The following is a 13,205-nucleotide window of genomic DNA, read 5'->3' as shown; positions in this document are numbered from 1 at the left end:
GCGACATGGGTCGGGGACACGACGTGCGGGTGGCGGTGGTGACCGGGGCGAGCGCCGGGGTTGGCCGGGCGACTGTGCGGCTACTCGCCCAGCGGGGAATCGCCATCGCGCTGCTGGCGCGGGGACGGGTCGGGTTGGACGCCGCCGCCGAGGAGGTGCGTGCCGCCGGCGGCCGACCTCTGCCGATCGAGGTCGACATGGCCGACTACGACCAGGTGGTCGCCGCCGGTCGGCGGATCGAAGCCGAACTGGGGCCGATCGACCTGTGGATCAACGACGCGTTCAGCTCGGTCTTCGCGCCGTTTCAGCAGACCCGCCCGGAGGAGTTCCGACGGGCCATGGAGGTCACCTACCTGGGGTACGTGCACGGCACCCGCGTTGCCCTGTCCCACATGACCTCCCGCGACCGGGGCACGATCGTGCAGGTTGGCTCGGCGTTGGCGTACCGCGGGATTCCGCTGCAGGCCGCCTACTGCGGGGCGAAACACGCGATCGTCGGCTTCACCGAGTCGCTGCGCTGTGAGCTGCTGCACGAGCGCAGCGGAGTGCGGGTGACGATGGTGCAGCTGCCGGCGTTGAACACCCCCCAGTTCGACTGGCTGTTGTCCCGGCTACCTCGGCACGCCGAACCGGTGCCGCCGATCTATCGACCGGAGGTGGCGGCCCGGGCGATCGTGGGCGCGGCCGACCGGCCCCAGCGGCGGGAATACTGGGTCGGCATCTCCACGGTGCTGACCATCCTCGGCAACCGGGTCGCGCCGGGGCTGCTCGACCGCTACCTGGCCCGGACCGGCTACAAGTCCCAGCAAACCGGCCGCCCTACCGATCACGACCGGCCGAACAACCTGTGGCATCCGCTGGACGGACCGGGTGGGCGTGACTACGGCGCGCGAGGCGGCTTTGCCGGCCGCTCCCACGGTCACAGTCCCCAGGCGTGGCTGTCCCGCCACCGCCGGCTGGTAACAGCCGGGCTGGCCGGGGCGGTGGCCGGCGTGGTCGCTGTGCGCCGCCGCTGAAAGCAAGGTGGATCAGCGACGACATGTCGGAAACCGGGCCCGGCCAGTGTGCCGCGACGCTCCGGGGGTACCCCCGGCGGACATGAGGAGCAGGGTGGAGGCGGTATGAGTGACGCGGTGGCCGGCCGGGCGGGACGTGGTGATCGGGTGAGCAGTTCCGCGGACCGGTTGGCGATGGACGTGGCCGATGTCGTCCGCGAGGAGGTACGCGCCGTGCGCGGCCAGTTGGCCGACGCCGCCCGCCCGGCCGGAGTCGGGATCATGCTTGTGGCGGCCGCCGGTGGGTGCCTCGTGCTCGGTGCGGGCGCGGCGTCGACGACTGTGCTGAGGGTGCTGGACTCGTTCCTGCCCCGCAGGCTCGCCGCATCGGGCCTGACCCTCGGCTACGTCGCCGCCGCCGTCGTTCTGGGTCGCGTCGGGTTGGCGCAACTCCGGGCGGCGGGCGGCAGCTCGGCCCGGCTGGCCGAGGAGGTCCAGGACGTGGTCTCCGCCACCGCCGGCCGGGTGGTGCCCGCCGGTGCCGCCGCCGCCCGCGACGAACTGCAACGTTGATCAGGCCACTCGTTCACCAGCGGAGGACGCCATGCCGGACAAGCATGAGCAGGCAGAGCAGATGCGCGAGGACGTGCCCTCGACCATCGCCAGATCGGACGACAAGGCGGTTCGCACGTACAAGGAGACCTTGGAGTCCGCCGAGGACAGCGGCGCAGGGCGTGGACGCCAACGCCAGCAAGGGCCATCTCGACGACGTGGCCCGCCGGGTCGGCATCGACGACCCGCAGAACATGAACAAGGGCGAGTTGGTCGACGCCATCGAGAAGGCCAACGCGCGGGCGACGGCGCAGGCCCGCAGGCGCTGAGCCGTACCCGCTGAGTTTCGCCTGGCGGCCACCCGGGTACCGGGTGGCCGCCGCCGTGCGTGGTCCCACTCGACGGCGCGGTGCCGCTGGTTCTCGCCGGTCACACGCACGCGCGCCAGGTGCGGATGCTGCCGGCGCGGGACGGCCGGGAGGTCACCCGCCTGGCCGTCCAGGGTTCCACCGGCGGTGCCGGGTTGCGCGGCCTGGAGGGTGACGAGCCAATGCCGCTGGCGCTCTCCGTGCTCTACTTCGACGAACCGGCCTGGCGCAGGTGAGTCTCAACCGCCGGGTGGTCGACGAGACACCGCCGGCGGAGGGTGCCGGCACCGCGACCCCCTCAACCGTTTCGCAACCGTCGCCGGTCAGCCGGTGAGGCGGCGGGCGTCGTCTCACCGCCAGGGGTCGACCTGGCCCAGGGTCACCGCCGTCTCCAGCATCAGCGCGTGCACGAACCCCTGTGGCAGGTTGCCGCGCAACTGCCGCTGACCGACGTCGTACTCCTCCGTGTACAGGCCGGGCGGCCCGCACGCGGCCCGGTTGCGCTCGAACCACCGGTTGGCGCCCACCGCGTCCCCGGCCTGCCAGGCGGCGAGCGCCGCCATGAAGCCACAGAGCAGGAATGCTCCCTCCGCGTCGCCGAGCGGTCGCCGGTCGGGTCGGAAACGGTACAGGTAGCCGTCCTCTGTCAGCTCGGCCAGGACGGCCTGCCGGGTGCGTTCGGTACGTGGATCGTCCGGGGCCAGGGCACCGCGAATGCCGGGCAGCAAGAGGGCGGCGTCGACCCGCGGATCGTCGTAGGCGCGCTGCCAGCGCCCGCCTGGACCGAGGCCGTGGGCGGCGGCGTCGGCGAGGATTCCATCTGCCAGTGCCGACCAACGTCCGGCCAGGTCACCCGAGCCCACACGCGCCGCCGCACGCAACCCGGCGACGCAGGTCAACTTGGAGTGCGTCCACTGCCGCGCGGGCAGCTCCCAGATGCCGGAGTCCGGCTGTGACCAGCGCCGCTCGATCACCGTCGCGGCCACCCGCATCGCGCGGTACGCGTCACTGTCCAGCCGGTCGAGCCGCTGCGCGGCGGCGAACACCAACAGCACCTCGCCGAACGCGTCGAGCTGGAACTGCTCGCGTACCCAGTTGCCGGCCCGAACCTCGGCGCCCGGATAACCCGGCAGATGCTCCAGCCGCCGCTCGTGCGGCACCGGCTCGCCGCTCACTGTGTACGCCGGCGCCAGCGCGTCTCCGTCGGCCAGCACCCGCGCGGTGAGGAACGCGACAGCGTCGTCGAGGAGGTCGTACCGGCCGACCAGGGCCGCTGCCTGGCCCGCGAAGGACTGGTCGCGGATCCAGGCGTACCGGTAGTCGTAGTTGCGCCCGGCCAGCGCTCGCTCGGGCAGGGCCGTGGTGCTGGCGGCCACCATGCCACCGCCTGGACGGGTCAGGCCGCGCAACACCGCGTACGCGAGGGTGGCGTCGCGCCGCGCGGGACCGGTCAGCTCCGGCACCATCGACCGCCAGTGCTGCTCGGTGGTCCGCCACAGTTCCCCGGGATCCTCGCAGGGTTGGTCCAGCGGTGTCGTCGACACCTCCAGCACCAGCTCGTGTCGGCCGCCAGCGGGCACGAGCAGCTCACCGGCGAGGAAGGCGTCCGCAGTCGCGCTCAGGCCCGCGCCCCCGTGCAACCGTAGGTACAGCGGCCCGGTGCGGGCGAGCCACGCCTCGTCCTGCCGGCTGGCCTCGCGTACTGGCTGCCGCCCGAAGTCGGCGCGCGGATCCACAACCACCCGAACCCGGGCCGGCCGGTCCGACGCCCGGATCTGCCGCAGCAACACCAGCCGGTGGGCCTCGCCGGGGAAGACCAACGCCTCCCGGGACTCGATGATCCCGTCCTGGGTGACCCACCTGCTGCGCCAGATCAACGACCCGGGCTCGTAGTGGCCACCCCAGACGAAGCGGGCCGCTGGGGTCACCAGGAAACGACCCGATCCGCCGAGCAGCGCCGAGAACAGCGACGGATCGGACCAGCCGGGCGCGCAGAGCCAACCGACATCCCCGTCCGGGCCGATCAGGGCGCCCCGGTACCCGTCGGCCAGCAGCGCGTAGTCACGCAGCACGGCCGGCGGGGCGCCGGGTTGCCCGTCCGAGGCTGGCATCTGTGGCCTCCGGTCAGAGTGTCGGCCTGTCCGGGCCGAGCCCGACCAACGGGCGCCCGTGCCTTCCCGCCCGTGTCGTGTTGAAACGGACCAACGAGCACGGGGGGACCAGATCACCGGTTTCCGTCGCGCTGAGCGGGGGTAGCGGCCAAGGGGGGACGGGGAACGACAGTTCAACGGATGAGGGGTGTGCGTGGTGCGACCTACGATCGTGATCGTCGGAGGGGGCTTCGCTGGCTTCCATGCCGCACGCCGGCTGGCCCGGCGCGCGCGGGGAGCGGCCGACGTGGTGTTGATCAACCCGACCGACTACTTCCTGTATCTGCCGCTGTTGCCCGAGGTGGCCGGCGGTGTGCTGGACCCGCGTCGGGTCGCGGTGCCCCTGGTGGACACGCTGCCCGGGGTGCGGGTGGTGGTGGGTGAGGTCGACGGCCTAGACGTGGACGGGCGCAGCGTCTCGTACACCGACTCGGAGGGGCGGCGGGGCCGGCTGGCGTACCACCGGTTGGTGCTCGCCGCGGGCAGCGTCAACAAGCTGCTGCCGATTCCCGGCGTGGCCGATCACGCGCACGGGTTCCGGGGTATCCCGGAGGCGTTGCATCTGCGGGAGCGCCTGATTCAGCAGATCGAGCTCGCCGACGCCGCCGACGACCCGGCCGAGCGGGAGGCGCGCTGCACGTTCGTCGTGGTCGGCGCCGGTTACACCGGCACCGAGGTCGCCGCGCAGGGGCAGCTGTTCACCGACGAGATCGCTCGGCGTCACCCCCGCCTGGGCGGGGTACGCCCCCGATGGCTGTTGCTGGACACCGCCGACCGGGTGCTGCCCGGCCTCGCCGACCGGATGTCCCGGGAGGCGGGGCGGGTGCTGCGCGAGCGTGGCGTCGAGGTTTGCCTGGGCACGTCGGTGGGCGAGGCGACCGCCGACGGGGTTCGGCTCTCCGACGGCCGGTTCGTGCCGTCCCGGACGCTTGTGTGGTGCGTGGGCGTCCGGCCCGACCCGCTGGTCGAGGCCACCGAACTGCCCGTGACGAAGGGGCGGATCACCGTCGACGAGTACCTCGCGGTACCCGGTCACCCGGAGATCCTGGCGTGCGGCGACGCCGCCGCCGTGCCGGATCCGTCCCGACCGGGGGAGATCACCCCGATGACGGCCCAACACGCCGTGCGGCAGGGCCGGCTCGCCGCGGACAACATCGCCGCTTCGTACGGTGTGGGCCGGCGCCGGCCCTACCGGCACCGGGATCTCGGTTTCGTGGTGGACCTCGGCGGCTGGCAGGCCACGGCGAATCCGCTGCACGTCCCGCTCTCCGGTCCGCCGGCCCGGGCCGTCGCCCTCGGCTACCACCTGTTGTCGCTGCCGGCCAACCGAGCCCGAACCGTCGCGGACTGGCTGTTCACCGCCACCGGCACCCGCCCGGCCGTGCAACTCGGGCTGGTGCCCGGCGAGGCCGTGCCGCTGGACACCGCCGCCCCCGAACTCATCCGCCGCTGAGCAGAGCAGGAGCCCGCCGTGCGCGCCTTGACCGTACGACCACAGCAACCCGACAGCGCCGAGGTGAGTGACGTACCCGATCCGGACGCCGGGCCGGGCGAACTGCTCGTCGAGGCGGTGGCGCTGGGTGTCTGTGGCACCGACCGGGAGATCGTCTCCGGTGCCTACGGCTGGGCGCCCGAGGGGCGCGAGCGGCTGGTGCTCGGCCACGAATCACTGGGTCGGGTGCGTCGGGCGTCCAAGGGTGCCGGCTTCGCCGACGGCGACCTGGTGGTCGGGGTGGTGCGCCGACCCGACCCGGTGCCGTGCGGCGCCTGTGCCCTGGGCGAGTTCGACATGTGCCGCAATGGCCGCTACACCGAGCGCGGCATCAAGCAGAGGGACGGCTACGGCAGCGAGTTGTGGACGGTCGAGACCGACTACGCGGTCCGACTCGACCCTGCTCTGGAGTCCGTCGGCGTGCTGATGGAACCGACAAGTGTGGTGGCCAAGGCGTGGGAGCAGATCGAACGGGTGGGGCAGCGGTCCTGGTACGCGCCGCAGCGGGTCCTGGTCACCGGAGCCGGCCCCATCGGCCTGCTGGCCGCGCTGCTCGGGACGCAGCGCGGACTCGACGTACATGTGCTGGACGTGGTCGCGGACGGGCCGAAGCCGGCGGCGGTGGCGGCGCTCGGCGCGACCTACCACCACGCGCCCGTCCCCGAGGTCACCGAGAAGATCCAACCCGACGTCGTGGTGGAGGCCACCGGCGTTGGACGGGTTGTCTTCGACGCCATCGCCGGCACCGCGCCCTACGGCATCGTCTGCCTCACCGGGGTCTCCTCCGGTGGTCGTCGGATCCCGGTCGACGCTGGTGCCACGAACCGAGAGATTGTCCTGGAGAACGACGTGGTGATCGGCTCGGTCAACGCGAACCTGCGCCACTATTCCGCCGCCGCACAGGCATTGGCCGCCGCCGACCGGGACTGGCTGGAACGACTCATCAGCCGGCGGGTGCCGCTGAGCCGCTTCGCCGACGCTCTACACGCCCAACCGGACGACATCAAAGTCGTACTGACCTTCGAGTGAGGAACCTGCGTGCCCGCACCGATCGAGGACTACGCCGTCATCGGCGATCTGCAGACCGCCGCCCTCGTCGCGCGTGACGGGTCGGTGGACTGGCTGTGCCTGCCCCGGTTCGACTCACCGGCCTGCTTCGCCGCCCTCCTGCACGACGACAGCGCCGGCCACTGGCGGTTGGGCCCGGCCGAGGGCGGCCCGGCCACCCGTCGGCGGTACCGTGAGGACAGCCTCGTACTGGAGAGCCAGTGGGAGACGCCGGACGGCACCGTCCGGGTCGTGGACTGCATGCCGCCCAGGGGTGAGGCGGCCGACCTGGTACGCGTCGTCGAGGGCGTCTCCGGGCGGGTGCCCATGGCCATGCGGTTGCGGCTGCGCTTCGACTACGGCCACATCACCCCGTGGATCCGTCAGCGCGGGCACGACCTGGCGGCGGTGGCCGGTCCGGACGCCGCCTGGCTGCACGCCGAGGTGCCCCTCTCCACCAGCGACGGCACGACGACGGCCGAGTTCACGGTGGCGGCAGGAGAGTCTGTCGCCTTCGTGCTCACCCACCGACCCTCACACGAACCACCACCGAAGCCGGTCGACGCCCGCCGCGCGCTGCACGGCACCGAACGGTTCTGGCACGAGTGGATCGCCCGCTGCGACTACGAGGGGCGCTGGGCGGGCGAGGTCAGACGATCCCTGGTGTTGCTCAAGGCCCTCACGTACGCGCCGACCGGCGGCATCGTGGCCGCGGCCACCACCTCGCTGCCGGAGCAACCCGGCGGGCCCCGCAACTGGGACTACCGGTACTGCTGGCTGCGCGACTCCACCTTCACCCTGCAGGCACTGCTGGGCACCGGGTACGTGGACGAGGCGCGGGCCTGGCGGGACTGGCTGCTGCGAGCCGTCGCCGGAGATCCGGCGGATCTGCAGATCATGTACGGGCTGGACGGCACCCGCCGGCTACCGGAGAGCACACTGCCCTGGCTGGACGGCTACCAGGGGGCGGCGCCGGTCAGGGTGGGCAACGCCGCCGCCGACCAGCTTCAGGTGGACGTCTGGGGCGAGGTGCTCGACGGGCTGCACCTGAGCCGGGAGGCGGGCATCGCCGCGACTGAGGCCGGGTGGGACGTACAGCGGGCGCTGCTGGACCACCTGGAGGGTGCCTGGCACCAGCCGGACAACGGGCTCTGGGAGGTCCGCGGCCCACGGCGACACTTCGTCCATTCGAAGGTGATGGCCTGGGCCGGTTTCGACCGGGCGGTCCGGGCGGTCGAGGAGCACGGCCTGGACGGCCCTGTCGAACGGTGGCGGGCGGTCCGCGACGAGATCCACCAGGAGGTGTGCGAGCACGGTTTCGACAGCGTCCGCAACACCTTCACCCAGTCGTACGGCCAGCCCGCCCTGGACGCCGCGTTGCTGCTCATCCCGCGGGTCGGCTTCCTTGCCTGGGACGACCCGCGGGTGGTGGGCACCGTCGAGGCCGTGCAGCGGGACCTCTGCGACGACGGTCTCGTGCTGCGCTACCGCCCCGAGCACGGAAGCGACGACGGTCTCCCGGGCACTGAAGGAGCCTTCCTCGCGTGCAGTTTCTGGCTGGTCGACGCGCTGCACGGCATCGGCCGTACGGAAGCGGCGCAGCAGTTGTTCGTGCGACTACTCGCCCTGCGTAACGACGTTGGCCTGCTCGCCGAGGAGTGCGACCCGGTCACGGGACGCCACCTGGGCAACACTCCGCAGGCGTTCAGCCTGGTGGGGTTGGTCAACTCGGCTCGGCTGCTGACCGGCGCCACCACGCGTACCTCGGCCAGCGCCAACCGTCAGCGGATTCCTGGCCGGCGGATGCCACGTCCCCGGCGAAATGGAGACGTGCCATCCGCGGACCGGTCGTCGACCAGTTGAACCTCAGGTGTGGTCGACGGAGTGTCGGCTTCCACGTACAGCTCCACCAGGAATGGATGCACGGATACACGTAAAAGTCGGGTTGGGTCGCTCATGCAGGTGAGGACGGAAACGCTGACCGCCGAGCGGGCGGCGCGGTGGGAGCGGCTGCGGCGCTCCCGTCAGCTCGACCCGCAGGCCTCAACGTCGGATGACAGTGCGGATGGTTGCAGTCATGCGGTTCGATCCTCTGGCTGACCGCGCCGAACACACGACAACCCCCGCCGGCCCCGCTGTTCGCCGCGGCCGTCGAAACACCGCGCCGTACCACCGCGGTGTCGGCCACCGCGACCACGGCGGCGGTCGCGGCCGGGCTGCCCAGCGGGTTGCTCGGCAGCCTCGACCACCTGTTGCGGGTGGCAGTGGTGAGCACGATCATCATCATCGGCGACGTCTGCGGCAAGGGCGTCGCGGCCGTGCGGCTGGCCTCGGCGGTGACGGGGGCGTTCCGGCAGTCGGCGATCGTCCGGCCGGACCTGGCGCAGGTGGCGCGCGACCTGGACCAGTTCGTCGCGCGGGAGCCGATGCCCGCCAAGGGCTCGACGTTCGTCACCGCGGTTCTGGTCGAACTTCGTGGCGACGAGATTCGGACCGTCAACTGTGGCCACCCCGCCGTCAGCGGCGCTTCTTTCCGCTGCGCGCGCTACGCGCGTGTCTGGCCGAACCGTCAGTGGACGACTATCTGAACGCCGTTTGGGACGCCGTGCATCGACACGTCGGTGGCGAGCCGCACGACGACATCGCGCTCCTGCTTGTCGAGCGTCAGCCCGTGGTCAGGTAGCAACGAGCCCTCGCGCTCCCGTTCACTCCCCACGATGAGTTGAGCGTCGCCTTAATGAAGGCGCTTTCCGTGAGGCTGGGCCGCGATCGGGAGCCGCAGCACTATCCCGCAGAGCAGAATACGCGATCGGGCAGCCATGGAATATGACAGTTGCATGACAGTTCTTTGTCAGATCCGTCAAATTCTGGAACTGCTCTCCGATTAGGCGCCGAAACGCTGGTGAGGCGCGCTCCAGCGGGACGATCGGCGCAGCTCGTACGGAACCCGGGCGGTCGGACCCGTCCGTGCGATGCCTCGCGCAACATGTGCGGACGACCAATTCGGTACCGGTGCCTGCAAATTTTTGTGTGCATATCCACAACCTCCGGCGCCGACTGGATTTGTCGCGATGACGTAGGTAGGTTTCGCCGCCGGGCCTATGCGCCCGCTGAATGTGATCGATGCTGATATCGACGATGAGACGCGAAGAGGGCGCCCACTGGCGCGTTACGCCAACCGGTTTCCGTCTCGAAGGGGGGATCGTGTCCGCGCTCACAGTGCAGTCGCTCTACAAGATATTCGGCAGTCGAGCTGACGAAGCGGTAAGACGTCTGGCGGACGGGAGGCCCCGCAGCGAGGCCCTGGCCGGGCTACCGGCCACGGCCGCCGTGATCGACGCGAACTTCGAGGTGCGCCCAGGCGAGATCTTCGTCGTCATGGGCCTCTCCGGTTCCGGAAAGTCGACCCTGATCCGGATGCTCAACGGCCTTTTGCGGCCCACCAGGGGCAGTGTGCGGGTCGACGGGGTCGAGTTGACCACGCTCAAACCGGCGGCGCTGCGCAAGCTGCGCCGGGAGAAGATCAGCATGGTGTTCCAGCACTTCGCGCTCATGCCGCACCGGACGGTGCTGGAGAACGCCGGGTACGCGCTGGAGGTCGCCGGGCTGCCCAAGGCAGAGCGACGTGAGCGGGCCATGGACGCGCTGCGCATGGTGGGTCTGACGGAGTGGGCGGACAACCTGCCGCACGACCTGTCCGGCGGTATGCGGCAGCGGGTCGGGCTGGCCCGCGCGCTCGCGGCCGGCACCGAGATCCTGCTGATGGACGAGGCGTTCTCGGCACTGGACCCGCTGATCCGCCGGGAGATCCAGGACCAACTCCTGGAGCTGCAGGCCGAACTGGGCAAGACGATCATCTTCATCACCCACGACCTGAACGAGGCCATGCGGCTCGGCGACCGGATCGCGGTGATGCGGGACGGTCGGATCGTCCAGATCGGCACTGCCGAGGAGATCCTCACCGACCCGGCCAACGACTATGTGGCGCAGTTCGTCGCCGACGTCGACCGGACCCGGATCCTCACCGCCGCGTCGGTGATGGAGAAGCCCCAGCAGGTGCTGGACGTCAACGCCGGTCCCCGGGTCGCCGCGAAGGCGCTGCGGGAAAGCCAAACCTCGGTGGTCTACGTGACCGGTCCGATGAAGCGGTTCCTCGGCACGGTCACCGAGGACGAGGTGTTGCGGGCGCTCCGCGAGGGCCGCCCCCACCTCGACGGTTACGTATCGACCGAGCGAGTCCGCACGGTCACCGCGGACACCTCGGTGGCCGACCTCTTCGCCGACTGCGCGGAGAGTCAGCACCCGGTGGCCGTTCTCGACGAGCGCGACCGACTGATCGGGGTGATCCCACGGATCACCCTGCTCAGTGCGTTGGCCGCCGCGACCCCGGACCAGCCGACGCAGGACCAGGACCAGGTGGAACTGGTCGGGACGAAGGGAGAGCCGGCATGAGCCTGACTCAGTCACCGCTGGACAGTTGGCTGCCCCGGGTGCCGCTGGGCGCCTGGACCGAGTCCGCCGTCGACTGGGCCACCGCGACGCTCGGCCCGTTCTTCGACGGTGTCGCCGCAGTGGTCGAGGCGTTGGTGCGACCTCTCAACGACCTGCTCACCGGCGTGCCGGCGGTGGTGGTCGTACTGGTGCTCGCCGGGCTCGGCTGGTGGCTTCGCGGGTGGAAGTTCGCCCTCGGCACCGCGGTCGGCCTCGGCCTGGTGGCCGGAATGCCGTACTGGGAGGAGACCATGAGCACGCTCGCCCAGGTGCTCGTGGCCAGCATTCTGGCGTTGCTGATGGCTATCCCGCTGGGCGTGCTGGTCGCTGAGAACAAGCGGGCCTCCGCAGTGGCCCGGCCGGTGCTGGACCTGATGCAGACCATGCCCGCGTTCGTCTACCTCATTCCGGCGATCTTCTTCTTCGGCATCGGCACCGTGCCGGGCGTACTGGCCACCCTGGTCTTCAGTATGCCGCCCGGCGTCCGCCTGACCGAGCTGGGTCTGCGCCAGGTCGACAAGGAGATCGTCCAGGCCGCCGAGTCCTTCGGCGCGCCACCGTGGATGGTGCTGTTGCGGACCAAGCTGCCGCTGGCACTGCCCACCATCATGACCGGCGTCAACCAGGTCATCATGCTGGCCCTGTCCATGGTGGTGATCGCTGGCATGGTGGGTGCCGGCGGCCTCGGCGACGTGATCATGTTCGCGTTGTCCCAGGTCGAGGTGGGCAGCGGCTTCGAAGGTGGGATCGCCGTCGTGATCCTCGCCGTGGTACTCGACCGGCTCACCGACTCCGCGGGCGACCGCTTCCCGTCCGCCCGGGCGCAACGTCTCGCGCGGCAGGCCGCCTGACCCATCAATCTCCGCCGGCAACCCCTTTTTCCCGCGTACACGGGGTCCGCCGGCATACCCGAAAGAGGAAGGACAACCCTTTTGTTCACGACACTGAAGCGCACCCTCGCGCTCACAATGACCGCCGCCCTTGCCCTCGGCGGCGCTGCCGCCTGTGGCGAGCAGGACGACGCGTCCGACAACGGCAAGAAGATCACCATCGGTTACATGGCCTGGGACGAGGCGATCGCGGCGTCCCACCTGTGGCAGGACATCCTGCAGGACAAGGGCTACGAGGTCGAGCTCAAGAACCTGGAGGCCGGTCTCGTCTACGGCGGTCTCGCCAACGGCGACATCGACCTGTTCCTGGACAGTTGGCTGCCCCAGACGCACGCCTCCTACCTGGAGAAGTACGGCGACAAGTTGGAAAAGCTCGGCGTCTGGTACGACGACGCCAGCCTGAGCATCGCGGTGCCGAAATACGTCGAGGGCGTCGACTCGTTGGCCGACCTGGCCAGCAAGGCCGGCAGCTTCGACGGGGAAATCATCGGCATCGAGCCGGGCGCCGGCCTGACCAAGGCCACCCAGGAGAAGGTCATCCCCGAGTACGGCCTGGACGGCAAGCTGAAGCTGAAGACCTCCTCCACTCCGGCCATGCTGGCGGCCCTGGACGGCGCGATCGCCGACAAGAAGCCGATCGTGGTCACCCTCTGGCACCCGCACTGGGCCTACGCCAAGTACGAGCTGAAGGACCTCACCGATCCAAAGGGAACCCTCGGTCAGGCCGAGCAGATCAACACTCTCGCCCGGACCGGCTTCGGCGACGACTTCCCCGAGATCACCACGATGCTGAAGAAGTTCAAGATGGACGGTGAGCAGCTCGCGTCCCTGGAGGACCTGATGTTCAACACCCACAAGGGCGACGAGGAGAAGGCCGTCGAGGAGTGGCTGAAGGCCAACCCCGACTACCTGAACACGCTTTCCTGAGCCCTCTGTGACGAGGGGCCCTGCCGGACCGGCAGGGCCCCTCGTCGTTGGTCGCGAGGCCGCGGCCTGCACAACCCCGGCGAGATGGAAGCCCTGTGGGTCATGCACCGGCGCTGTTGATCTGAGCCCAGACCGGTCTTGTCGTCACCGAAGGCAACGAAGCCCCAGTCGTTCGCCAAAGCGCTGATGACGAGCGCCAATGGAGCGTCGGGACCGCCCTCGCTCAGCAGAGTGTTAGTGGCTCCGTTGTATTTCTGGGCGGGTGGCGCGGCTACCGTCCGCTGATACGGGTG

Annotated in this window: 11 protein-coding genes and 1 pseudogene; 11 read left to right on the top strand and 1 reads right to left on the bottom strand. The window is 70.5% G+C overall.

The genetic code is table 11. The annotated features are described in order from the left end of the window. The first annotated feature begins 5 nt into the window (after positions 1-5). The 4 genes and pseudogenes from KBX71_RS02860 to KBX71_RS34720 form a co-directional block, all read left to right on the top strand. Complete coding sequence (locus KBX71_RS02860) at positions 6-1,016, top strand: SDR family oxidoreductase (RefSeq protein WP_210816378.1); 1,011 nt, start codon at positions 6-8, stop codon at positions 1,014-1,016. Positions 1,017-1,163: 147 nt separating this feature from the next. Continuing rightward, positions 1,164-1,568, top strand: a complete 405-nt coding sequence (locus tag KBX71_RS02855) for a phage holin family protein (RefSeq protein WP_210816377.1) — start codon at positions 1,164-1,166, stop codon at positions 1,566-1,568. Between the two features lie 161 nt (positions 1,569-1,729). Continuing rightward, positions 1,730-1,876 carry a hypothetical protein gene (locus tag KBX71_RS34725; RefSeq protein ID WP_374102569.1) on the top strand — a complete coding sequence of 49 codons (147 nt, stop codon included), beginning with the start codon at positions 1,730-1,732 and terminating at the stop codon, positions 1,874-1,876. Between the two features lie 50 nt (positions 1,877-1,926). Further along, positions 1,927-2,133 (top strand): annotated as a pseudogene (locus tag KBX71_RS34720) (metallophosphoesterase); the annotation flags it as partial. Between the two features lie 132 nt (positions 2,134-2,265). On the opposite strand, the gene KBX71_RS02840 reads toward KBX71_RS34720, so the two are convergent. After that, positions 2,266-4,026 (bottom strand): glycoside hydrolase family 15 protein, encoded by a 1,761-nt coding sequence (locus tag KBX71_RS02840; protein ID WP_210816375.1) that lies wholly within the window; start codon positions 4,024-4,026, stop codon positions 2,266-2,268. Positions 4,027-4,219: 193 nt separating this feature from the next. Here KBX71_RS02840 and KBX71_RS02835 point away from each other — a divergent pair, with 193 nt between their 5' ends. From KBX71_RS02835 to KBX71_RS02805, 7 genes are all read left to right on the top strand, one after another. Next, entirely contained in the window at positions 4,220-5,518 is a 1,299-nt protein-coding gene (locus KBX71_RS02835; protein ID WP_210816374.1) for an NAD(P)/FAD-dependent oxidoreductase, read from the top strand. An 18-nt stretch (positions 5,519-5,536) separates the two neighbouring features. Next, complete coding sequence (locus KBX71_RS02830; protein WP_210816373.1) at positions 5,537-6,586, top strand: glucose 1-dehydrogenase; 1,050 nt, start codon at positions 5,537-5,539, stop codon at positions 6,584-6,586. Positions 6,587-6,595: 9 nt separating this feature from the next. After that, the gene (locus KBX71_RS34390; protein WP_210816372.1) at positions 6,596-8,467 is read left to right on the top strand and encodes a glycoside hydrolase family 15 protein; all 1,872 of its coding nucleotides are present in this window, start codon (positions 6,596-6,598) and stop codon (positions 8,465-8,467) included. Positions 8,468-8,673: 206 nt separating this feature from the next. Next, entirely contained in the window at positions 8,674-9,192 is a 519-nt protein-coding gene (locus KBX71_RS02820) for a SpoIIE family protein phosphatase (RefSeq protein ID WP_210816371.1), read from the top strand. Between the two features lie 616 nt (positions 9,193-9,808). Further along, complete coding sequence (locus KBX71_RS02815; protein ID WP_307846937.1) at positions 9,809-11,056, top strand: glycine betaine/L-proline ABC transporter ATP-binding protein; 1,248 nt, start codon at positions 9,809-9,811, stop codon at positions 11,054-11,056. Further along, positions 11,053-11,946, top strand: a complete 894-nt coding sequence (locus KBX71_RS02810; RefSeq protein ID WP_210816369.1) for a proline/glycine betaine ABC transporter permease — start codon at positions 11,053-11,055, stop codon at positions 11,944-11,946. Before KBX71_RS02815 ends, KBX71_RS02810 begins: the two co-directional genes overlap by 4 nt. A 117-nt stretch (positions 11,947-12,063) precedes the next feature. After that, positions 12,064-12,912 (top strand): glycine betaine ABC transporter substrate-binding protein, encoded by an 849-nt coding sequence (locus KBX71_RS02805; protein WP_210816639.1) that lies wholly within the window; start codon positions 12,064-12,066, stop codon positions 12,910-12,912. Positions 12,913-13,205: the final 293 nt, after the last annotated feature.

The organism is Micromonospora sp. D93, from assembly GCF_018070365.1.
Lineage (GTDB): Bacteria > Actinomycetota > Actinomycetes > Mycobacteriales > Micromonosporaceae > Micromonospora > Micromonospora ureilytica.
This window is presented reverse-complemented; position numbering and strand designations above follow the sequence as displayed.